Source organism: Nostoc sp. FACHB-888, assembly GCF_014696655.1.
In the GTDB taxonomy this organism is placed as follows: domain Bacteria; phylum Cyanobacteriota; class Cyanobacteriia; order Cyanobacteriales; family Nostocaceae; genus Nostoc.
Map to the genome: position 1 here is coordinate 1 of NZ_JACJQM010000003.1, position 23234 is coordinate 23234.

General features: G+C 42.6%; 20 protein-coding genes, 1 tRNA gene and 1 pseudogene. 8 read left to right on the plus strand and 14 right to left on the minus strand.

All coding sequences use genetic code 11. The features are described from left to right. Nucleotides 1–438: 438 nt before the first annotated feature. From H6G26_RS02640 to ndhL, 4 genes are all read right to left on the minus strand, one after another. Nucleotides 439–1104 carry a heterocyst differentiation related protein gene (locus tag H6G26_RS02640; protein ID WP_190727797.1) on the minus strand — a complete coding sequence of 222 codons (666 nt, stop codon included), beginning with the start codon at nucleotides 1102–1104 and terminating at the stop codon, nucleotides 439–441. A 236-nt stretch (nucleotides 1105–1340) separates the two neighbouring features. Continuing rightward, entirely contained in the window at nucleotides 1341–2168 is an 828-nt protein-coding gene (trpA, locus tag H6G26_RS02645) for a tryptophan synthase subunit alpha (RefSeq protein ID WP_190727798.1), read from the minus strand. An 85-nt stretch (nucleotides 2169–2253) separates the two neighbouring features. Beyond that, nucleotides 2254–2565 carry a DUF3007 family protein gene (locus H6G26_RS02650; protein ID WP_190727799.1) on the minus strand — a complete coding sequence of 104 codons (312 nt, stop codon included), beginning with the start codon at nucleotides 2563–2565 and terminating at the stop codon, nucleotides 2254–2256. Between the two features lie 24 nt (nucleotides 2566–2589). Continuing rightward, the gene (gene ndhL, locus H6G26_RS02655) at nucleotides 2590–2802 is read right to left on the minus strand and encodes an NAD(P)H-quinone oxidoreductase subunit L (RefSeq protein WP_190727800.1); all 213 of its coding nucleotides are present in this window, start codon (nucleotides 2800–2802) and stop codon (nucleotides 2590–2592) included. Between the two features lie 1169 nt (nucleotides 2803–3971). Here ndhL and H6G26_RS02660 point away from each other — a divergent pair. Then, complete coding sequence (locus H6G26_RS02660) at nucleotides 3972–5291, plus strand: hypothetical protein (RefSeq protein WP_190727801.1); 1320 nt, start codon at nucleotides 3972–3974, stop codon at nucleotides 5289–5291. Nucleotides 5292–5303: 12 nt separating this feature from the next. Here H6G26_RS02660 and H6G26_RS02665 read toward each other — a convergent pair whose 3' ends face one another. Beyond that, nucleotides 5304–6224, minus strand: coding sequence for a lysylphosphatidylglycerol synthase domain-containing protein (locus H6G26_RS02665; RefSeq protein ID WP_190727802.1), 921 nt, complete (start codon nucleotides 6222–6224; stop codon nucleotides 5304–5306). 341 nt (nucleotides 6225–6565) lie between these two features. Here H6G26_RS02665 and H6G26_RS02670 point away from each other — a divergent pair, with 341 nt between their 5' ends. Continuing rightward, the gene (locus tag H6G26_RS02670) at nucleotides 6566–7135 is read left to right on the plus strand and encodes a DUF6658 family protein (RefSeq protein ID WP_190727803.1); all 570 of its coding nucleotides are present in this window, start codon (nucleotides 6566–6568) and stop codon (nucleotides 7133–7135) included. A gap of 98 nt (nucleotides 7136–7233) precedes the next feature. Continuing rightward, nucleotides 7234–7830: a hypothetical protein gene (locus H6G26_RS02675; RefSeq protein WP_190727804.1), complete on the plus strand. Its 597-nt coding sequence runs from the start codon at nucleotides 7234–7236 to the stop codon at nucleotides 7828–7830. A gap of 206 nt (nucleotides 7831–8036) precedes the next feature. On the opposite strand, the gene H6G26_RS02680 is transcribed toward H6G26_RS02675, so the two are convergent. Continuing rightward, nucleotides 8037–8909 (minus strand): S-methyl-5'-thioadenosine phosphorylase, encoded by an 873-nt coding sequence (locus tag H6G26_RS02680; RefSeq protein ID WP_190727805.1) that lies wholly within the window; start codon nucleotides 8907–8909, stop codon nucleotides 8037–8039. Between the two features lie 279 nt (nucleotides 8910–9188). On the opposite strand from H6G26_RS02680, the gene H6G26_RS02685 reads away from it, so the two are divergent. Next, a complete protein-coding gene (locus H6G26_RS02685; protein WP_190727806.1) occupies nucleotides 9189–9488 on the plus strand; it encodes a hypothetical protein in 300 nt (99 codons plus the stop codon). A gap of 43 nt (nucleotides 9489–9531) precedes the next feature. Here H6G26_RS02685 and H6G26_RS02690 read toward each other — a convergent pair whose 3' ends face one another. Then, a complete protein-coding gene (locus tag H6G26_RS02690) occupies nucleotides 9532–9753 on the minus strand; it encodes a CU044_2847 family protein (protein ID WP_199326613.1) in 222 nt (73 codons plus the stop codon). A 191-nt stretch (nucleotides 9754–9944) separates the two neighbouring features. On the opposite strand from H6G26_RS02690, the gene H6G26_RS02695 reads away from it, so the two are divergent. The 3 genes from H6G26_RS02695 (at nucleotide 9945) to H6G26_RS02705 (ending at nucleotide 12971) form a co-directional block, all read left to right on the plus strand. Continuing rightward, entirely contained in the window at nucleotides 9945–11234 is a 1290-nt protein-coding gene (locus tag H6G26_RS02695; protein ID WP_190727807.1) for a glucose-1-phosphate adenylyltransferase, read from the plus strand. 73 nt (nucleotides 11235–11307) lie between these two features. Beyond that, the gene (locus H6G26_RS02700; protein WP_190727808.1) at nucleotides 11308–11817 is read left to right on the plus strand and encodes an AAA family ATPase; all 510 of its coding nucleotides are present in this window, start codon (nucleotides 11308–11310) and stop codon (nucleotides 11815–11817) included. Nucleotides 11818–11936: 119 nt separating this feature from the next. Beyond that, nucleotides 11937–12971: a J domain-containing protein gene (locus H6G26_RS02705; RefSeq protein ID WP_190727809.1), complete on the plus strand. Its 1035-nt coding sequence runs from the start codon at nucleotides 11937–11939 to the stop codon at nucleotides 12969–12971. Nucleotides 12972–13013: 42 nt separating this feature from the next. Here H6G26_RS02705 and H6G26_RS02710 read toward each other — a convergent pair. The 3 genes and pseudogenes from H6G26_RS02710 to H6G26_RS02720 all read right to left on the minus strand — a co-directional run bounded on the left by H6G26_RS02710 (nucleotide 13014) and on the right by H6G26_RS02720 (nucleotide 15042). After that, nucleotides 13014–13678: pseudogene (locus H6G26_RS02710) on the minus strand (glutathione S-transferase family protein). 57 nt (nucleotides 13679–13735) lie between these two features. After that, nucleotides 13736–14272 carry a peroxiredoxin gene (locus H6G26_RS02715; RefSeq protein WP_190727810.1) on the minus strand — a complete coding sequence of 179 codons (537 nt, stop codon included), beginning with the start codon at nucleotides 14270–14272 and terminating at the stop codon, nucleotides 13736–13738. A gap of 158 nt (nucleotides 14273–14430) precedes the next feature. After that, complete coding sequence (locus tag H6G26_RS02720; protein WP_190727811.1) at nucleotides 14431–15042, minus strand: peroxiredoxin; 612 nt, start codon at nucleotides 15040–15042, stop codon at nucleotides 14431–14433. A gap of 131 nt (nucleotides 15043–15173) precedes the next feature. Here H6G26_RS02720 and H6G26_RS42315 point away from each other — a divergent pair, with 131 nt between their 5' ends. Beyond that, nucleotides 15174–17480 (plus strand): amylo-alpha-1,6-glucosidase, encoded by a 2307-nt coding sequence (locus tag H6G26_RS42315; RefSeq protein WP_242053570.1) that lies wholly within the window; start codon nucleotides 15174–15176, stop codon nucleotides 17478–17480. 69 nt (nucleotides 17481–17549) lie between these two features. On the opposite strand, the gene H6G26_RS02735 is transcribed toward H6G26_RS42315, so the two are convergent. The 4 genes from H6G26_RS02735 to gshA all read right to left on the minus strand — a co-directional run bounded on the left by H6G26_RS02735 (nucleotide 17550) and on the right by gshA (nucleotide 22884). Next, a tRNA-Met gene (locus H6G26_RS02735) sits at nucleotides 17550–17623 on the minus strand. 165 nt (nucleotides 17624–17788) lie between these two features. Then, a complete protein-coding gene (locus tag H6G26_RS02740; protein ID WP_190727812.1) occupies nucleotides 17789–20077 on the minus strand; it encodes a peptidoglycan DD-metalloendopeptidase family protein in 2289 nt (762 codons plus the stop codon). A 790-nt stretch (nucleotides 20078–20867) separates the two neighbouring features. Beyond that, nucleotides 20868–21329, minus strand: coding sequence for a tRNA (cytidine(34)-2'-O)-methyltransferase (locus H6G26_RS02745; RefSeq protein WP_190727813.1), 462 nt, complete (start codon nucleotides 21327–21329; stop codon nucleotides 20868–20870). Between the two features lie 415 nt (nucleotides 21330–21744). After that, entirely contained in the window at nucleotides 21745–22884 is a 1140-nt protein-coding gene (gene gshA / locus H6G26_RS02750; RefSeq protein WP_190727814.1) for a glutamate--cysteine ligase, read from the minus strand. Between the last annotated feature and the right edge of the window lie 350 nt (nucleotides 22885–23234).

Below are 23234 nucleotides of genomic sequence, written 5' to 3' on the forward strand. Positions count from 1 at the left end.
AACACCTATTTTATCGTAGAGTAAGTTAGCGATCGCCTATTGAACCTAAATTCGTCAAACCCACTTACAGTAAGCATTTACGTTTTGCGGATGAGTCTAATGCGTAACAGCTTATCAGTTATCTCGTCCCCAACTTCTGGCTGGAAATTACCTAATGTGGGGCTACCGCCTCTTCAATTCACGGCAGCAGCCCAACAAAAAAATTTCCAGGTGATACCTGGAAACGAGATTTTAAATCGGTGTTTATCTCTAGTTTTATTTTCCCTACTAAGGACTTCTAGTTAAAAAAATATCCTCTTCTAGGGGCAACACAGCTATGTATTAATGTCAACTTAAGATAAAACCCTTATAAAGGCGTGATATTGAGTCAACTCACTTAGCATTACGATCCGCTTTACCCCACCCGGGTTTTGTCTAAATTTATTTTTTGGTAGTCCCTTAATGCATTTCGTCGTATTCTGGGGCTTCAACTCGTCTCGCTTCCATCCGCGAAGCAGGTAGAAACTCAGCGCGACGGACTGGAACCAAGGGCGGTGTATTTCCTTGGTAAGGGTGAATCACTTGTACAGTACGGGCTGGACGCTGCCGTGGTGAAAACAAAGCCAATACACCAGCAACGACAACACCACCACCAATAGTGAGAGTTGCGCCTCCCACAGCCCAAAGCATGGGTGAAGACCACCAAGAAGGATTTTGCGGTTGGAGTGCTGTTACTTTTTGTTGGTTATACTGCTGGGCTTGTTGCCACTGTTGTTGAGTATTGAAATTTTGAACTTGACCTTGGAGTTGTTGATTTTGCAACTTCAGTTGCTCATTGTCGTTTTTTAAACGCTCCAACTGCATCTGCGTGTTCAACTTTTCCATCTCCAGACGCTGGTCAGTGTTGGGAGCAACTGGCGGCTGATTAGGATTCGGATACATTGGTTGCCCATAGGGGCCATAAGGAGAATACATTTGTGGCTGCATTCCTGGCGCTACTACCCCTGGCATTTGCGGAGCAACAGCAAAATTAGGTTGTAGCGGGGTATTTGTTCCTTTGAGCAATACGAGAGCCGCCAGCCCAGCTACGGCGACCCCGCCGATAAACGCCATACTCTCACTCATCGCCTTTATTCCTCAATTGCGACGTAACTATAATCATTTGTGACTGACTCACTCTCACACTCATAAATTATGCCTACTTGACTTCACATAATACTCAAACTATAAGCAACCGTATCAGCTAGTTTTTTTACATCTTGATATCTGATGTTAATATTCAAGACTATAAAGGTCAAATTGTCTACCAAATAAGGATAGAAAATCTGCGCTGTTATACTTTTTTAATCTACTTTCTCCGTCTAATCAAGAGGAGTATTTGTGCTAGTGTTGGTGGTTTTGATGGCTACCTTGAGACTTTGGCAAAATTGGGCGATCGCATTTAGTCCCTGCTCTGGCGAACCTTCTGCTAACCGTTTCACAAAAGCGCTGCCCACGATCGCAGCATCTGCGCCCCAGTCCTTTACCTGACGGGCTTGGGCGGCTTCAGAGATGCCAAAACCTACACCAACGGGTTTATCAGTAACACTACGAATTTGTTTGAGTAAATCGGACACGCGGTTTTCCAGTTGCGATCGCACCCCTGTTACCCCTGTGACACTGACCAAATAAATAAATCCAAGGGATGAACGAGCGATCGTTTCTATCCGTTGAGCATCACTGGTGGGAGCGATCAACAAGATTACATCAATTCCCATCTTCTTAGCTGGTTCGAGCAAGCCTGCTGCTTCTTCCAAGGGCAAATCTGGTACTACCAATCCTGCTACCCCAGCCGCAGCGATTGAAGAGAGAAATTTATCAATTCCCCGGTGCAGAATTGGGTTGTAATAGATAAATAAAATAATAGGCGATCGCAATTTGGGAGTAATCCCTTGCAACATTTCCAGCACCTGCTCCAATTTCGTACCCTTTTGTAAGGCACGGGTAGCAGCAGCTTGAATTACTGGTCCATCAGCCAGAGGATCGGAATAAGGTATGCCCAGTTCTATAATGTCGGCTCCACTCTGATCTAGAACCTGCAATGCTTTTGCTGTTGTTTCTAAATCTGGATCGCCAGCAGTAATAAACGGAATCAGAGCGCACTCGCCATTTTGCCCAAGGGTTTCAAAGCAATCAGAAATCGCAGTCATTAGTTATTAGTCATTAGTCAGTGGTCATCAGTCATTGGTCATTGGTCATTAACAAAGGATAAATGACCAATGACCAATGATAACTTTACACCTGAGATTGCTCTTCTTGTTCTATTTGGGCTTGAATTCGTGCTAGTTCTTCGGGAGTAAGCTCATCTAACCGTTTTTGCAGAAAGTCTTGCTCATACTTTTCCCGTTGTTGGTGGTAGGTCATTTTTTGTCCCACCGCACGGAAAAAATAGGTAGCTAACCAGCCAAATAACCCACTGACTAGTAAGACTTGGCTCCATATACCAGCTTGCTGATTATCCAAACCGACTAGCTGCAATCCTATATATGCCAAGCCGCCAGCAATAAAAACGCCTAAGCCAATTCCAATAGCGTCAATCCGTCGCATGAGAGTTATGACCTACCAATCTAGTTAAACTTCAATTTGCCGCCGTTGGGGTCGAAAATTTAGAAACGGCGATAGAACCAATAAACCCGGAAAGAAGAAGAATACCAAAAAGTACATAAAGGTGCGCTCGATGGAGGTAGCTACATACCAACGCTGCTTCAGGTATAGCAAAACAGCAATCGGGATTACCAGAAGGTAAGCTCCAGCCAAAATCAGATACAGCAGGGCGACAATCATAAACTTTCAAGTCTTAAGCATCTGTTTTCCATCATAGGCTGAAGAGCGGAACTGAGGAAAGTTATAGTTATGATGCTTTCAAAGAAGGGGCAGGGAGACAAGAGGTGAGAACTTGCAATAAGTCTTTCCCCTTGTCCCCAATTCTCCTTGCCCCTTTGTCTTCTTCCCCTTGCCTCTTGGTCAACATAACTACCCCAGAATTTCTCGTTTATTTCCAGATTGATTGACAAAAATTAGTATTATGCTATATTAGTAAATCTGCCATAAAAAATGGTCTAGATAAGACAAGATGAAAAACTGATCCAGATTGATTACGAGGAAACAAGGAAAACTTGTAACTCTAGAAAACAATTGCCCAATTTGGAAAAAATATTTTTAATCTAGTTGGACAAAAGACACAATTGATGGTGGAATAGATAAGGCGGTATTTGCTGCCTCGAAAAAATAACTAGTTATACTAGTTGCAAAACACCTGCGGGGGTGTGGCGGAATGGTAGACGCTACGGACTTAGATAACTGAGCCTTGAAGGAGAAATCCCTTAAGTGGAAGCTCTCAAACTCAGGGAAACCTAAATCTGGCAACAGACATGGCAATCCTGAGCCAAGCCCAAAAATTTTAGATTTGTGATTTTAGATTGTACGATTAGTCTTCAATTCAAAATCTAAAATCCAAAATTGCGGGAAGGTGCAGAGACTCGACGGGAGCTACCCTAACGTTAAGCCGAGGGTAAAGGGAGAGTCCAATTCTTAAAACCTGACTTTGTTAAAGTCGTCAGGTAGCAGTGAAAGCTGCGGGAGAATGAAAATCCGTTGACCGTAAAAGGTCGTGTGGGTTCAAGTCCCTCCACCCCCATTTAAAACGCGAAAAGACTCCTATAGAAGATATAGGAGTATTTTTGTATAATTTATAACAAATGTAAGACACGGTAATCTCGTATCCCTATCCATGTAGCTTATTTAAATAAGTTTCGCTACAAGACTAAGCAATTACACTGGAGTATTTGATGAAGGATTAAACAATTTATGTTTAATCCTTTATTTACAGCTAGAGTTTATCAAATTTATGTAAAAATCTTACTGAATATTTGAAGAATAGATTGATGCTAATGTTCAATAGAGTTAAGCTGGTAATAATATAAACAAGAAACCTTTTTATACTGATAAATGGAATGACCGCTAATACTTTATTAATTAGTCAGGAAGATCCCCATTGCGTTACGTCTAACTCTAGACAGCTAAATGTGCAGATTGCACAAGAAGAAGTTTATAGTTTTTTCATAGAAATTGTAAATAAAATGTCACCAAATGACGTTTTACGTAAATTTAAGGCTTTTTTTATAGACGGTCTTGATTCATCATATTCTCATTCTATACCTGGGATATACAACATTTTTTTAGAGCATAACGAACATGAGTTTCGTAATACACTCAAACGATGTATATATATAATAATTAATACTTGGAAAACTAACAGAAAAGATAAATATATCCAAGAATTAGTTAACTTATTTGCAATTGAAAATTTAAAAACAAAAACCAAGGATTTTCCAGCAGCAAATATTTGTAAAAGCTGGCTAGAGAATTTTATTACTAGTAAAGATTACCAAGAAATAAAACTATTTGCTACTAAACATGACGAATTATCTCAAGGTCATTGGGCTAATCGCTACACTTCCTATTTATTAGTTGCTCAATCTGTTAATGAGAATAACCCAATAGAGCAACAAGAGGCTTCCAGAAAGCTTTATAGGCAAATAAAAGACAAATTTAAGTTTGAACTAGCAATGTATATTGCTCGTTCTCAATCTGCCGTATCAAGCACAAAGCGCTACAAAAATCCCAGTATTTTGGGAGATAATGTTTTGCATTTAATAAAAGCAATTGTTTTAAAAAAGGGTGTGTTTAGCCATGAAAATATTGCTAATATATTTATCAAGCAAACTCAAGGACAAACTCTTGAACAATTTAAAACAAGTATAGAAAAATATTTATTTTTTTCTGTAGACAATCAAGAATTAGTCAAAAGTTTGCGGCAGCAATTTGCAGAGGATTTATATCTATGGAAGAAAGATTTTAATCAAGAAATTATCACTAAAGAGTTATTCTTGAGAACCTGTAATCGAGTTATTGATTGTTTAATAACAGAAAACGGAAAAGAACCTTCGTCATTATTTATATTATTACTTACTCAAGGTCACTCTTTAACATTGGTGATTCTACTGTTAAAGACAATCTTGATTTGTAGCAACTCCCGGAGGCATTTAGAGATTAAAATTGCTCATTTAATTCGTTATTACGAGAAATATCCTGAAAATGAGTGTAAGTGGGTAATCAATTTTATGGAAATTTTTAATATAACCTTTGCAATTTACGCAGAAAATGTAGAATACAACTTGATTAAGATGGGAGAAGATCAAAGCAGTAATTCACAGTTAAATCTGGATGGTTATCGTGTATTTTCGCAGATGAAGGTAGATAGACAAAGATGAGTGCCGTCTGATTCATGATTTAGTAAGGCGTTCGTCTAAGCAAGCCAAGGCTGCACCCGCAGTTTCAGCTAAAATACTAATGAGGCGATATAGAGCGATCGCACTAAATACTAGCGCAGATGGAAAGTGGTGTTGTAAAAGTTCATACGCAGTCGCTTCAAATACACCTAACCCACCAGGCGCACCCGGAATTACAAAACCTAACAGCCAAGCGCAGCTAAAAGCGCCTAATAACAAAGGAATTTGATCCACACTCAACGAACCCAGGGCGAACATAGTTAATATAAACCCAGTGGCGCGTAGTAGCATAAAGCCCAGTTCTCCTAACAAAGGCCGTAGGGGATAGCTTTTAAGATTGAAGGGAACAGTTTGTTCAGTGCTAGTAGCAGACTTTTTTGCTTTTAATTTGTACAAAAAGCGAATAACTGGGTTTAAAAACCTGGGATGAATCGCACAAAGGACTACAGCTAAACTCAGCAATTGTAGTATTTGCAGAACGAAGATAGTATTAGCTGCTGCAAATTGGCTACTGCATAGGACAATAATGATTAAAGCAGCCGCTAGCATGAGTAGGGGTTCTAGCAAAACGCTTAAGGTAGCTGCACCAGCAGAAATATTGGCATTTTTGGCTGCCATAATTCGCCCGTAGTGATGCCAGATATTACCTGGTAAATACTTAGCTATGTTCGTTTTTAGGTAAACCTGGATGAATTGGGGAGATGACACAGGTTGATTTAACTCTTGCAGAATCCAAGTCCAGATCCAGCCTGCCCAAGTATGTGCTAATAAAGTAACGCCTGTAGCGATCGCTATAATTGACCATCCTACCCCATCAATGCGGATAGCGGTCACTCCAATCCAATTATCTTTCAGAGCTTTCGCTAAAAAAAACAGCGTTCCCCCCAAAATTATCCAACGTAAAAATTTCTTCATTAATTTAGTAATTTAACGGTAGAGCAACAAGGGGCTAATGCCTCAAGTATTACAGTACATCAGCTACTTATCCAAAGCTTTTGAAGTATCAAAAAGATTGATGTAGTTCTTTTTATGAAAATTATATTACTTTATTTTATATCTCTCTAGAGTTAGATAAAAATAATATTTTTGTATACATTAAAATGTAGCCTGCGCTAGAGGTCAAGCGCATTTTATTATTCATATCCTTAATAGAGGTTATCGAAACTGAGCGAACCAAAACAAGCACAATAACTTGCTGACCCCTGCAAAGATTCAGCAAACTCTTAACTTATTAATATTTTGGTAAGGAGGACTACGTGAACGCTGTGAGACTATTCTTGAAAAAAATAAGATTGCGTCAGATATTAACTATCTTTTTAGCTGGACTATTGTTGATAGTTAGCACTGCTTGTACTGGGGCAAATGCTCAAGGTGCAAATCCACAAAACCCTGCTGTACAAGCTGGTGGATCAAACAATCCTTATAAGAATGGTGGAGACAACTATACCAACTACAAAATGTCTACCGATCCGAAAATAGCAAACCCAAAAGCCAATAAGGGGCGCGACCAAGCTAGCTTACAACCAAGTTCGCAATTGTTGATTGCTACAACAGATAGAGAATCCAAGATACTTTATCCTGGTGCTGAGACACCAGCAGGTCGAATCGATAAAGAAGCAGAACTGCCAATTATCACAGACAAGGACTTCCGAGAAGCTGAACCAGGTGGTTTGATTCAAGATGAACCAAGCGTAGGAGATCGGTTTCAAGATCGGATTGAGACTGTAAAAGAGAATGTTGAAAGAGCTTCCGGCTTTTTACAAGATAAGGCAGATGAAGCTGCTGCTAGACCTGAATTACAAAAAAATCCAGCAGTAGGCAGATAGAACCCTTATTTTGTCTGAATGCTTGGAATGCAAAATTAATTCCAAATGCTATCTTGGTTGAAGTTTAACTTAGTCACAAAAATGCAAGGAGTAGGAGTATGAAAAAAGCAATGAATTGGCTCAAAAGCATTCGTCCCTTAAAAGTTTTAACTGTTTTATTTGCAGGAATATTTTTATTTCTGACACAAGCTTGTGCTGATCCAGGAGTAGCAAAACAACCACCACAGGCTGAGTCACCTTATCTCGAACGATACGATCCCACAAAAGATTATCCTCTCTCTTCTCCATCTGGTGGAATGAATAACTTTAGTGATGTAGATCCTAGAGCAGGAGCAGATGAAAAGGCAGCTAATGACAGAGCTGATGCGCTGGCGAAAAATTCTCAAAAAAATATTGATCAAAAGGGAATTGACAGCCCAGAGCAATATGGTCGAAATTACAAACAAGGTACACCCTTTGGCGAAAGAGTGAAGAACCTGGGTGAAGATATCGGTAGTTCAGCTAATGAATTGGGAGAAGGCGTAGCTAAGGGTACTCAGCGAGGAATTGAAAATCTCAAGGGAAATACCCAAAATGCAGCTGAAGGCGTGACCAAAAATGTTCAAAGTGGCGCTGAAGATGCTGGTAAAAATATTCAGCGCACAGCTGAAGATGCAGGCAGTGCAGTGAAGAAGGCAGCCAGAGATATTGATTGAAATTAGTCGATTTAATCTCTTGTAAAAATCTGAAAGCCCCCATAGAGTAAAGTCTAGGGGCATTTAAACAAAGTCTGCGTAAGCAGGCTTTGTTTGAGTTTTAGGTGGGTAAGATTTATATACCCTGCATTAAAAACTCCATGCCTTTACGCAAAACTGTAATAAGAAATTGCGTAGGCGTAGACATCGCTCATTCATCACCAATATTACAAATACTTCTGCAACAATAACCCTAACTTTTCCTTCGTCGTTGCTGGTGCTTTATCCAACTGAGTCAAAATTGCATACTGCAACGCCGAATGCGCCTCACTCGGTGGCGGATTTTCACTCAAGCGCCGCACAGTTTCTTGAATCACCTTTTGAGCATTTACAGCATTCCGCAGCAAATTGCCAATCACCATCTCTACCGTCACACTATCATGGTCTGGATGCCAACAATCATAATCTGTCACCAGCGCTAAGGTTGCATAAGCAATTTCCGCTTCCCTTGCCAACTTCGCCTCTGGTAAATTCGTCATGCCGATGATTGTTGCATCCCAACTGCGGTAAAGATTCGATTCTGCTTTAGTGGAAAAAGCTGGCCCTTCCATGCAGACATAAGTGCCGCCACGATGAAGAGTAACTTCTGGTAAATTGAGAGATGCGATCGCATCTGCTAACACACCAGCCAAGTTCTTACAAATCGGATCACCAAAGGCAATGTGAGCAACAATTCCCTCACCAAAAAACGTTGAAATTCGATTTTTAGTTCTGTCAATAAATTGATCTGGCACCACCATATCCAGTGGTTTCGCCTCTTCCTTCAAGGAACCCACAGCACTAGCTGAAATTAAATACTGCACACCCAAATGCTTCATCGCATAGATATTAGCGCGAAACGGTAATTCAGAGGGTAACAGCGTGTGATTGCGACCATGACGCGCCAAAAAAGCTACTCGTGTGCCATCCAAAGTCCCCAGAATCAAAGCATCAGATGGTGAACCAAAGGGGGTTTGAACTTGCACCTCTTCTACATCTTTGAGTGCATCCATTTTATACAGACCACTGCCACCAATAATCCCAATACTAGCTTGAGCCATGATCCTGAACCTGTTCCTTGCTGATCTGCTAAGTTATTTTACCGAAAAGGGGAGTAGCAGAGAAGCCAAGAAACAAAGCGATCGCATTTCATGCTGCTAACACTATTGAATTATTACCCATTAATTGTTGGTTTATCCCTCTAGCAATTAATCTGTAATTTGACGTAGAAATTAGTGCATTAATTCTGTACAAAGATAGGTAATGATAACTCATAAACTTGATAAATTGGTTGTAGGATAGAATAAAAATTGCCCGCACTTTTTACTCAGGAATTGCTAATGAATTATCAAAAGCTAGATGCTGCCCTTGCTACAGCGCTAAATGATGTTCAAAGTTTAGAAGAATCAAATTTGGGGGTTTTCATTCATACTGAACCAATTTTAGACTCTGCTGCAAGTGCTGTTTTAGAACGTTTAGGTGTTAGTGGTGTTACCAGTGGCAAAGATATTTTCACAGCAACACTGTCACCAAATGCCATTTCCCAGTTGTCAGAGCAATCTTGGGTGAAGTATTTGAAGCGATCGCAGCAATTAGGTTTAGTTAATAAGAGAATAGGTACTAGGAGATTGGGTGTTTAATGGGCATTGCCTAACCCTATCCCGCGCGGATAATTTTTTGCTGTTACTGTGAATCAGGTTTTTGTTTTTCTGGAAACTTACACTTCACCTCAATTTCCAGATTACTTTCAGAAGAGCCTTCGGTAATGTAAGGAATACCCGCCTTACCACCCAGCTTAATGCCAAATTTAAGTCTTACCTCTTCAATCTCAGCAGTATTAAAGTCTTTAAAAGCACTAAGAGCATAAATAGTATAGGAGCGAATCATTTGCCGAGCTTGTTGCATCCGAGCGATCGCACCCTATTCTTCATACCAATTAATACAAGTGTTCTATTTTTCTTCTTATCAGCCCCACTATCCATCATCAGCAGTATTCTGTAAAATTCATCCCTAAGAATCACATGATCCCCCTTACGTGTGGTGGCAGACAGTCCTAAACTGAGAGTGAGAGTTGAAAGGCAGTCGGGAGAAATTTTGTGAAAAAAGTATTATCAATCATCCTTGGTGGTGGCGCGGGTACTCGGCTTTACCCACTAACGAAACTCCGCGCTAAACCAGCAGTACCAGTAGCAGGAAAGTATCGCTTAATTGATATCCCTGTCAGTAACTGCATAAATTCCGAAATATTCAAAATCTACGTCCTGACACAATTCAACTCAGCTTCTCTGAATCGTCACATCGCCCGTACCTATAACTTTACTGGCTTCAATGAGGGATTTGTGGAAGTTCTAGCGGCACAACAAACGCCAGAAAACCCAAACTGGTTCCAAGGTACAGCCGATGCTGTGCGTCAGTATCTGTGGTTAATGGAAGAATGGAATGCAGACGAATATTTGATCCTTTCAGGTGATCACCTCTACCGCATGGATTATCGCCAGTTTATCCAGCGCCATAGAGAAACGGGGGCTGATATTACTCTTTCAGTTATCCCTATCGATGAGCGCCGCGCCTCAGATTTTGGCTTGATGAAAATTGATGATTCTGGTAGAGTAATCGATTTTAGCGAAAAACCTAAAGGTGAAGCATTAATCCAAATGCGCGTTGATACAAGCGTACTGGGATTATCGAAAGAACAAGCCCAGCAACAGCCTTACATCGCCTCAATGGGGATTTATGTCTTTAAAAAAGAGGTTTTGTTCAAATTGCTCAGAGAAGGTATAGAAAGGACTGATTTTGGTAAAGAAATTATTCCTGATGCCTCTAAAGATTACAACGTTCAAGCTTACCTTTTTGATGATTACTGGGAAGATATTGGAACAATTGAGGCATTTTATCATGCCAATTTAGCACTGACTCAGCAGCCCCAGCCACCTTTTAGTTTCTATGATGAACAGGCTCCAATTTATACCCGCGCTCGTTACTTGCCTCCGAGTAAACTTTTAGATTGCCAGGTAACAGAATCAATTATTGGGGAAGGTTGCATTTTGAAAAATTGTCGCATTCAACATTCAGTTTTGGGAGTGCGATCGCGAATTGAATCTGGCTGCCTCATCGAAGAATCTTTGCTCATGGGTGCAGATTTTTACCAAGCTTCTGTAGAACGCCAATCCAATGTAGAACAAGGTGACATTCCTGTAGGTATTGGTAGTGACTCGATTATTCGCCGTGCCATCATCGATAAAAACGCCAGTATCGGTCACGATGTCAAAATTATCAATAAAGATAACGTCCAAGAAGCTGACCGCGAAAGTCAAGGTTTCTACATCCGCAGTGGCATTACCGTTGTGCTGAAAAATGCTGTCATTCCCGATGGAACAATAATTTAGTCATTAGTCATTGGTGATTGGTCATTAGTTATTCAGAAATGACTAATGACAAACCACAAAGGACAAAGGACAAATGACTAAACTTATTTTGCTGATTGGCCTTCCAGCTAGCGGTAAGTCAACTTTGGCAAAACAATTACTTACAGAATGCCCCCAAATGCCACTGATTTCTACGGATGGCATCAGGGGGCAACTGTTCGGTTCCCAAGCCATTCAGGGGCCATGGCTGGTGATTTGGCGGGAAGTAGGACGGCAATTTCAGCAAGCTATTTCTACAGAAAATACAGCTATTTTCGATGCCACCAATGCCCAGCGCCGCAATCGTCGTCAAGTCATTGCTTTAGCCCATGACTCAGGTTTTACCCACATTACCGGAATTTGGGTGGATACGCCAGTTTGGCTGTGTTTAGCACGGAATAAAAGGCGATCGCGCCAAGTTCCTGAAGAAATTATCTTGCGAATGCACCGTCAACTTCGAGATGCTCCCCCAAGCCTGGAAGAGGGATTAGACAGGCTAATCCGCTTATCAGAAAAATCAGAGTACGGAAATTGCGATCGCTTGTTGAGCGAGAACCACACTTGATTTTCTATATTTTTTGTTAATTTAAAATCAGATTCTTTTGCTTGGCACTATACCTAGCAAATTAAACGTCTCTCATCTTAAAAAAAAACATAACAGGAATTTCTATAGGAGGCTGGTAGATGGCTGCAACCGACTTCAAAGACTATTACGCAATTTTGGGAGTTAGTAAGACTGCCACTCCAGAGGAGATTAAGCAAGCCTTTCGTAAACTAGCCCGTAAATATCACCCTGATGTCAACCCAAATAACAAACAGGCAGAAGCACGCTTCAAAGAAGTTAGCGAAGCCTACGAGGTTGTGTCAGACCCAGATAAGCGTAAAAAATACGACCAATTTGGTCAATATTGGAAACAAGCTGGTGAAGGTTTCCCATCTGGCGGCGTTGGTGCTGATATGGGTGGCTTTGACTTCAGTCAATATGGCAATTTTGATGAATTCATTAATGAGTTGCTAGGACGCTTTGGTGGTGCTACCCCTGGCGGTGGGCGACAAAGTTACTCACAGCAAAATAATTACTCAAATTACTCACAAAATTACTCTTACCGTACTTCTACAAATACGTCGAGTGGTTTTAACGGCTTTAACGATTATGGGTTTGGTGATGCAAGCACGGGTACTTCCCAGGATAGTGAAGCTGCAATTACTCTAACTTTTGCTGAAGCATTTAACGGTGTGCAAAAGCGCTTCAGTTTAGGTAACGAAACAATTGATGTTCGTATCCCATCTGGCGCTAAACCTGGTACCCGCCTGCGCGTGCGGGGTAAAGGTCAAATCAACCCGATGACTCAACAACGAGGGGATTTATATTTAAAAGTCGAACTTCAGCCGCACTCGTTCTTTCAAATGGAAGGCGATAACTTGGTGTGCGAAGTGCCAATCACGCCAGATGAAGCTACCCTGGGAGCGTCTATTGATGTACCCACACCTGATGGTTCAGTTAATGTCAAGCTACCAGCAGGCGTGCGTTCTGGTCAATCGCTGCGTTTACGTGGCAAAGGTTGGCCTCTCGCCAAGGGTGGACGTGGCGATCAGTTGGTGAAGGTGGCGATCGCACCACCAAAAGACCTCAGCCAACAAGAGCGGGAATATTATGAAAAAATCCGGGCTATACGTACTTATAATCCCCGCAGTCATTTGCAGCAAGTCAAGCTGTGAAAATTTAGCTTTGTAGAGACGGTAAATTTACCGTCTTTACATTTAAGTATGAATTTGCTGCGTATTTCTCGCTACTATCATGGACTTAAACGCTTCCATTGCTTCTGGTGTAGCCTCGGTAGCTTGCCATGTTGCCCGTGCAGCTAATTGGTCGTTCCAAGCATTCACTTTTGGATAATCACTTAAGGAAATGCCCACTTCCGGCAACCATATTACTACAGTTCCAGCCACTACATCAGCGAGAGTTAGGTTTTGACTACCAAAGTAAGGGCGATCGTCAAGTAAATTTTCAAAAAGCTTCAGCACTATTGAAATTTTCTGTTTCGCCTGCTCGATTTTTTCTGGTTCTTCCTCAGGTAAGCCTAATATTTGAGGTAAAAACGTAGTGGTTGCTGGCAAAAGCTCATTCACAGTTACCAGTTGTACCATGCGTGCGATCGCTAAATCCTTGGCATCTTTAGGCAACATCGCAGGTGTGGGATATTTTGCCTCTAAATAGTCCAGAATTGCCAAAGATTCTACTACACTAAAGCCGTCATCCACCAAAGCCGGAATGTGATGGAAGGGGCTAATTGCCAAAAACTCTGGCTTAAACTGCTCCCCATCCAGTTTATCTCTACTAATTCAAAGTCAAGTCCTTTTTCCAGCAGAGTAATCCAAACGCGGCGAGAGTTGGGAGAAATCGGTGAGTGATAAAGGGTCAGCACCATAAAACCTCACAGTTTTATCAGTAGGGCGAGCATTGCCAATTTTACACCTTAGACTCAATTGAATTGTTTTAACAAAGTCTCAACACTAGCATTGTGATCCAAAAAAGAAAATAAATGCCAGTAGCCAAGTTTTCCTTCTTTATCTAATACGAACTGGGCTGGTAAAGGTGCTCCCAGTGCTTGCCCTACTTGATAGGTACGAAACACTCTACAACTGGGATCACTCAACAACGGCATTTTTATGCCTAAATCTTTCACAACTATTTGACTCTGCCATTCATCGGTACTACTAATCATTAAAACTTCTATGCCACGATTTTGAAATTTCTCGTAGTTCTCATTTAAAGCTTTGATGTGAGGAAAACAAAAAGGACAATATTGTTTTTCAGTAAAGATGCGAGTAAAGGCGAGTAACACTGGTTGCTTACCTTTATAATCAGACAATTTTACTAATGTTCCGTTGGTGATATCTGGCAGTTGAAAATCTGGCGTTCCTACTCCCAACCTAAGTTTATTTGTCGCTGGAACTGGTAAAAAATTGCGGAAGAATCGCTCATTTAATAAGCCACTAAAATCAGTTGAAGTCAGCATATTTTTATCCTTAATTATTTAAATACTATTTTATAAAAAAACCACAGATAGATACCGAGGTTGACACTGTTTAATGTGTATCTCTGTTTATCTGTGGTTTTCATTGATTTTGCTTTTAACTCCAATAGCCTGAATTAGAGTTGTTTAGCAAACGTAGTCTAGACAGCAGAGAAGTAAACTTTAGACTTCACTGGGTCAGGATTCATTGTTTTGTCACCAGGTTGCCAACCCGCTGGGCAAACTTCGTCGGGGTGAGACTGAACATACTGAATTGCTTGTAATGTCCGCAGGGTTTCATCAACGCTGCGACCAAAAGCTAGGTTGTTGATGGTAGCGTGCTGTATAATACCATCTTTATCGATGAGGAACAGACCACGCAAAGCAATGCCTGCTGCTGGGTCAAGAACGTTGTAAGCGGCGCTAATCTCTTTTTTGATATCGGAGACTAAAGGATAATTCAGGTCGCCGACGCCACCAGACTTACGATCTGTTTGAATCCAAGCGAGGTGAGAAAATTCACTATCCACAGAAATCCCAAGGACTTCTGTATTGATTTTCTTGAATTCTTCGTAGCGATCGCTAAATGCTGTAATTTCAGTGGGGCAAACAAAGGTAAAGTCTAGTGGGTAGAAAAACAGGACGACATACTTACCGCGATAATCGGAAAGTTTGATTGTTTTAAATTCCTGATCTACCACAGCCGTTGCTGTGAAATCGGGAGCTTGTTGACCAACGCGGAGGCTTCCTTCGGTTCCGTAAGTAAGGGACATTAACCTAATTCTCCTTTATCGGTTTAGTAGCGTTGGAATTTGGGTCAAGTAAAACTCACCCATCCACGCTCTCACAGTTTAATTACGATCTGTTACGACTATATCATACTCATAACGATTTTGAGTAGCAAATGCTTGATTTAGATACAAGAGAATGGTTGCTTACCAATGGCTTAGGAAGTTTCGCCAGTGGTACGGTTTCTGATGTCCGCACCCGCACTTATCACGGTTGGCTGTTTGCCGCGACAAACCCTCCTTCTGAGCGCACTCTGCTGTTTTCGCACCTAGAAGCTAGCTTGGAAGTATTAGGAAGCGTTGTAGCGCTAGGGACAAATTTTTGGGGTAACGGTCAGATTGAGCCGACAGGGTACGAACTGCTACGCTGTTTTGATATTAATCCAGTTCCAAAATGGATTTGGGGTCAAGATAACTGGCAGTTAACTAGACAGTTAGTGATGCCCTATGGGTTAGTAGGGGGCAGGCAGCAGGGAGCAGGAAGCAGGGGGCAGGGAGCATGGGGCGGCGAGCAAGGGGAAAATTCCTCTCCTCTGCACCCTTCCCCATACCCAATGCCCAATCCCCAATGCCCAATCCCCAATGCCCCTGCCGAATTTTGCCATCGAATTTTGATCCAATATCGCTATAACGGAAGTGATACAGCGATTTTACGGCTGCGACTGCTGATAGCAGAACGTAACTTTCACCACCAGCAAACTGCTAGTCCAGGATTACAGTTCTCAGAATTGCTTGGGCAACAGCAAGTCTGTCTGCAAGCAAAAAATGCTGGGCATTTCGGTATACCTTGGCACTTGCGCTGGACACAAGGAAAATATCGAACAGATGCAGTTTGGTATTGGAATTATGGATTGCCTGAGGAGACAAAACGGGGATTAGGCGACAAGGAAGACCTCTACAGTCCTGGTTACTTGATAGTCACACTGCAACCAGGAGATGTGGTGACTCTAGAAGCACGAGTAGGTTTTCCCGACTCGATGGCAGGTATTCTCACCTCTGAAACCTTTGCAGAAGCCGTAGAGGCAGAACAAGAAAGGCTCTCGCAGATTTTTAGATGGAGTCAAGGAGGGAGAGGAGCAGGGGAGACAGGGGGAGTGGAAGCAACTAATGCCCAATGCCCGATGCTCAATACTTCTCTACTAGATACTCCGCCAACGGCTTCTCTACGAGACGCGAACAGTGTGCCGCAGACAGATGCTACGCGTAGCTTGCTTCTCCGTAAGAGTACGCTTAGTACAAGTGCCTCATACCCAATGCCCAATGCCCAATCTACAATCTGGCAACAGCTACTCAAAGCAAGCGATCAGTTTATCGTCTATCGAGCCTCAATTGCTGGCCCTACGGTCATTGCTGGTTATCACTGGTTTAATGACTGGGGGCGCAATACATTAATCGCTTTACCGGGGTTAGCACTTGTTCCACGACGCTTTGACGTAGCGAAAGGATTATTGCGGACTTTCGGGCATTATTGTCGCCACGGTTTGATTCCTAATACATTTCCTGATGCCAATGGCGAACCAATTTATAACAGTATTGATGCGGCGTTGTGGTGGATTGAAACTTTAGGGCTTTATTTAGAAGCTACCCAAGACTGGGAGTTTTTGGCAGAGCAATTCCCCGTAGTACAGCAAATCTACAAAGCATTTGTTGGTAGTACACATTTCAATATCCAAATCGATGCTACCGATGGGTTAGTTAGTTGGGATGGTCGTGATCTAGCTCTTACCTGGATGGATGTGGTAATTGGGGCACACCCTGTCACTCCCCGGTACGGTAAGCCAGTGGAAATCAATGCGCTGTGGTATTCAGCTTTATGTTGGCTGAGTCAGTGGGCAGAACGATTGAGCCAGCTTGAGTTTGGTGAGCCAGTGCGTCTCACTAAGCAAGCACAGCGCTATGCTCAACAAGCACAACACGTTAAAACCTCGCTGCAAAAGTTCTGGAATCCTCAGCTAGGTTATCTGTACGATACTATTGAGCCGGATGATCGTCGGAATTTTCAAATTCGCCCCAATGCCGTTTTGGCCCTGTCACTACACCATTGTGCCTTTTCTTCACAACAAGGGTGTCAAGTACTAGATTTGGCAACTGTCAGCTTGCTCACGCCCTATGGTCTTCGCAGCCTTGATCCAGGAGATCCCGAATACAAAGGGAGATATGAGGGTAACCAAGAGCAACGCGATCGCGCCTATCATCAAGGCACTGTTTGGGCTTGGCTAATTGGGCCATATATTCGGGCTTGGGAACGTTTTTATCCAGAGCGATCGCTGCCTTTTGATTGGCAACCTCTGCTAGATCACTTCCTATTTGACGCTTGTCTTGGTTCTATTTCTGAGATTTTTGATGGTGATGCACCTCACAAGCCCAGAGGAGCGATCGCTCAAGCTTGGTCAGTTGCTGAAGTAATCCGCCATATGAAATAGTGCTGACTTTTGAGTCGTGAGTATTAGAGATCCCTATAGATCAATACTCGCTACTTATAACTTTTAAAGTGGCTCAGGTTGGAATTGAACCAACGACCTCAGGCTTATGAGTCCCGCGCTCTAACCAACTGAGCTACTGAGCCAAATATATTCAAATTATAAACTATTGTAGCATACAAATTTGCTCAATACTAGGATTTTTGCAATTTTCTTACAGCTTTTATCCCTTTTAAGGTCATAAAAGGCAAAAGAGGGAGTTTACCTCCCTCAATTAACAAGGTAATAACTTAGTTACAGACAGCTAGGAATTAAACGCGTTCTGGTAACATAGCTATTGGGTTAACAGCACCCTTGCCTGATCGATGGATTTCAAAGTGAGTGTGTGGTCCAGTACTATGACCAGTGCTACCCATTAAAGCAATTGTTTCTCCTTGATTCACCTGCTGACCAGGTTGCACCAGAATCTTGCTGTTATGAGCATAGCGAGTCGTGCTTCCATCAGGATGACGGATTTCGACAAGGTTGCCATAACCACCCTTATTCCAACCAGCTTTTTCTATCGTCCCCTCAGCTGAGGCGACAACTGGCGTGCCAGTGGAGTTAGCAACGTCAATTCCTTTGTGCATTCTACCCCAGCGCCAGCCATAACCAGAGGTGAGCGTTCCCTTCGCCGGCCATGTGTAAGATATGGTTGAGGAAGATGGAGGAGGTGTAAGTTCGTCAATGGGTCTGGGCAGATATTGATCCACTGCTGCCAAGGGCGGTATTATCTGTGGAGAAACTGTGGTTCCCCGCATCTTTCCTAAGGAATCAGAGGCATTTACTTTTCCAGGAGGTGTTGCAACCCTTGTGGCAGATGGAGTGCGAGGGGGAGTCCACTGACTAGCAGAACCAAGATTAGGCAAGAACTCTGGGTTTACTGCCTCGCTAGGACGGACAGTAGCACTGAATTGGGTCTTAATTGGTTGAACGCTATAGTTAGACCGAATCGGTGTAGGAACTGGAATTGGGATCGCTACACTATTTGGTCGAGTAGCGCTGGGTACAGGGAAATTATTGGGGGTAGAAGTAGGAGTGAGCATCGCAGCATTGTTAGTTTCAGTAGGTGCTGCTGACACAACTAAGTTCCCAGACTGTTGAGCGCGATATTTCTGCTGTAACCTCTGAATTTCGGCTTGTAAGCCCCGCAAACGGTCATTATTGTTATTATTTTCCCTTGCTACTCTATTTGTTGCTGTTTTAGGCTGTTGCATTTCGGCAAAAGCTTTTGGCACTGGAATGTCACCACCGACGCCATAAGAACTAGCCGTGGGGGGGGGTGTTTCTAAGTCGGTTGCACTATTTGCCTGAATCTGAACAGTTATCGGTGTAGGGACGGCAACGCTACTGTTGTCGGCAATAGTTGGTGATTGTGAACTAGGTAGATATGAGTTGGCACTACCAATGTTTACAGTGGAGGCGGCAACATGAGGAGTTTTGCTGGACTCTACAAATGTAGGGGAACTCGCTACAATTGCCTCAACTTGAGCGACTGCTGGAATAATCAGTTTTTGACTAATTTGCAGTTCATTTGGATTATTGAGGTTATTTGCCTTGACTAGTTCTGATACTGAAGTGTTGTATCTGCTGGCGATCGCTGCTAGTGTATCTCCAGGCTTAACTTCGTAGGCTGTTCGAGTCGAGGAGGCAATAACTGTTGGTGTAGCTGGTGTTAGTGCACTAGTCTGTGTCTTCTGTTTTAACTTCGATATCAAGTTCGCTTTGCTTGCATCAACAGAAGCGTCTGACTTGGCTAATAAAGTCTTCTCAACTACAGTCGTCGGCTGCGCCAAGCCTATATCAGCTTGTGATAAATCTTTGGTTTTCTCAGACCGCAGCTGTGCCAGACTATTTCTTAAACGGTTCGATTTTTCTTGTAAGCGATTCAGTGCGAACTCTTGTTGCGCTTTAAGTTGTGCATTTATCTCACTGTTAGCTGCTCCAGATGTTGCCACTGTTTGTGACTGGGCACTTAGTGATGCATTTGTAATACCAACACCATTAGCACCAAACTCAGACAGATTATTAACTGTTGGGAAACTAGTTTCAGCTAAGGTATTGTTCAATCCCTGTGCCACTTGCGGCTTCAGGTAGGTGGAATTTTTATAAACCGCTGTTCCTTGGGAAAATGTTGCTGATGCAGGAACTTGCAAAGACATTCCATTTGCCGCGACTTGCCATTTAGCTTCAAGCCCAGGCACTTGTGAGACTGCCGTTGGTTCCACGATTACAGGATTTTCTGGCACGCTCGCTGATGAGACTGCTTGGGACTCCAGCCTTGTGGAGGCGAATTTCACCTCAGTGTCAGGAATAGCAGGAATCGTTGAAGTTGCCTTTTGGCTACCTACAGGCACTGCTGCTTGGGCTTGATCGCTTTGTCGAGTCACCAAAAGGCTGGTTGCTCCCATAGAGATGGCCAAGCCAATCATGGCGGCTTTTGTCCGCACCCGGCGATTAACTTTTGGATTTATCACATTTAGCAGTTCTACCGGGGCATCATCGCTGCTGGGGTTATTGTTCAACACAGCTTTTACTCTCTTTTTCAATGCTCGTTTCAAAGACGACCTCCTATGATCACTAGCGCTTAACTGACCTCGATTTTTCCGTTGGATTTTAGTCAATGATTTAGATCACAACAAATGATAGATCAAGATCACATTCACCAGAGATGCTTACGCAAGATTAACCTGCTTCTCTGATTTAAACAAGTTCACACGTATTAGCAAAAAAAATTTGCTGTGTTTACTTGTCCGAACCACTCCTCACACCACCTAAGACGTTTTACTTTTTACCATTGTCCGCGCTTGTCTTGCGTCAATCGCGGGGACTGGACAAGATATTTGCCAAGTCCATAGTCGCTGCCGAGAATTAAATTGCTGCGACTTCTGGGAAAGTGATGCCCCCTACTGTAGATATCTTCAAGATATTTCTACTCAATCAGTCTTCTCAACACGAGACTTTACGTTGATTATTCCCTAAAAAACAACCGTATGATCTATCGGCTACTTTGGAACTTCTTTTTAGCGTTGCTCGAACTAAAATGGCTGAAATATCCCAGATGACTGGAGTTTAGCCTTTTTGTTCCTCAACTTAGGATGTTTCAAATTCATCAAAATCTATCATTCAAATTTGGCAATATCCCAAGTTTTATATACAAATTTCTTATACTAACCTTGCTCTCCTTGTAAGTATCTTCCACTACAATTTAGAAAAAAGCCCAATTTTAGGTATCTTGTTTTACATATTATTGCAGTAATAAAGAAAATTTTTGCTGCCACAAATCATTCGTCTAAATAGATATCTGGAAATATCATAAGTATATTTACTTATAGGCATATAGGTAAACAACTATTGTAAATAGCCTAACTGACGATGGGTTTCAAATAAGCTAATTGCTACACTGACTGACAAGTTCAAGCTGCGAACCCCCGGTTGGCTCATGGGAATATACAAAGTAGCATCGCAATCTGACAGAATTGCTGGTGGTAAGCCGGTAGTTTCACTACCAAACAGCAGCCAATCATCAGGTTGAAACTGAAAGCTAACATAATTACAATTGCCACGGACAGTAAAACCTAAGCATCTGCCTCCACGCTCCTGATGTGCGGTTTTAAAGGCTTTTAGCGATTCGTGATAGTGCAGCTTGACGTAAGGCCAGTAATCTAAGCCAGCCCTTTTGAGGTAGCGATCGCTAATTTCAAATCCTAAAGGCCCCACCAAATGCAACTCTGTACCCGTAGCCGCACAAGTACGGGCAATATTACCTGTATTAGGAGGAATTTGCGGGTTAACTAAAACTACCTGAGGCATTGTCCGTATAAGCTAGGTATTGTATAAAACAATTTATTGTCTATGTTAAATCTACCAAAGGGTAGAGGCTATTCATAGGTTTTATTAATAATAATCAAGCATCCTCCAGCGATTAGATTTTTAAAACGAAGCGTAAACCCTCCCAGAGCAATGCCTGAGAGGATATTAGACTAAAATTGGGAAATGTTAAGTTTTATGTAGAAAAACTCAGTGTTTGTGCCTTTTAGTTCTGGTAGTGCATCCAAGAGAATCTACCGTTTGTCTGAAGACAGTAGATGAGGCAGAGATTGGGGAGTAGGGGGAGATGAGGGAGATGAAGGAGCAGGGGAGGCAGGGGGGACAAGGGGACAAGAGGTGAGAACTTGAAACAAGTCTTTGCCCAATCCCCAATCCCCAATCCCCAATGTCCCTTGAGTTAAGACAGCAGAGAGGAACATAATTTGTCTTCGAGTTCGATTTCGCGCTCTTGGGTGGCAATAATAGCCTGAGTGATGACGCGCTGGCTGTCAAAACCGACTGCGTGTAATTGCAACCACTGTTGAGCTTCATTCCCTTCGCGGAGGATTTTTTGCAAAGGAGAAAGGAAACAGCCAAAACCTCGTTGTTTAGCGATCGCCCAAACATCTTGGTACATTTCAGAAATCCAATCTCTGGCTAGGATGCTTCTGCCATCTTGCCAATGCCGCAAATGAGCATCAAGACTACCAGTAGCAGCAGCAGCTTCATTTTCAGCAGTCAGGGTTACAAGTTCTTCGCCAGAGAAAATACTTTGGGTTAACGGATCGATGCTGGGATTTTCGATTATTTGCAACAAACGCGCTTCTAATAAGGCAGTAATCGCTAGCAACGCAATGGGATCTGTGACTAAATCGCAAATTCGCAATTCTAGCCGATTTAGATCGTATGGACGGCGATCGCCATTTGGCCGCACCGATGCCCATAGATGCCGCACGTTTTGCATGGTTCCTGCAACGAGTTGATCTTCCACCCACTGAATATGATCGGCGTGGCTGGCAAATAATGGCACATGGCTAGGCGTTTGCGGAAATACGCCCCAACGGGTAGAGTGATAGCCAGTAGCTTTGCCATCCAGGAAGGGAGATGAGGCGCTGAGGGCGAGAAATAGAGGCGCTTCCATACGGATCACCCGGCACGCTCGCATTAATACTTCTGGGTCGCTGATGCCTACATTTATGTGTACACTGGCGGTTACTACTTTCGTACCGTAGGTTTTCTCAATGTAGTCATGATAGGGGTTTGCTGGATCGGAACGCAAAAAGCGATCGCCGCCACCCAAAGATAAAGTACTCCCCGGTATTAGGGTGTAATTGCCCAAGCGATTGAGGTAGTTTCGCAACTCCCGCCGGGGACGCAGCAAGGCACACAATAAATTCTCGTAATTATGGGATGGTTGGGTTATGTACTCGACGTTGCGGCTATCTGGCTCCCGCATAAATCCATCCAAAGCGGCAACAATTTTGTCGGAGAGACCGACGATTTCACCTTGAGGCGTGCCAGTATACATCTCAATCTCAAAGCCTTTTAATAAGACCACCTTGTTCTCCTTCGGCTCTCTCTGCTTATAAATTGTATCGAATTAGACGAATCTCTGGATCTATCTTTAAGTCAATCAAAGGTTAAGAATCATTGAATTGCAAACTCACGCCAAATCAGGATGACAGATTTATTAGCTATCCTTCCGTAATTATTACTACCGAGGTATGAAGAATAGCCTAATTTATGATTTACTGAGTCTGTTGCCTCGGAGGGAAGACGGAACGGGCAACGGGCAACAGTAAACTTCTTTTCCCTTGTCCCTTGCACTGTGCAAATAGATAAAAGTGTTGTTCAAATTCAGCCGTTTTAGTATAGTTAGCCTAGTCCAAAGACACTTAGTTCTATAAC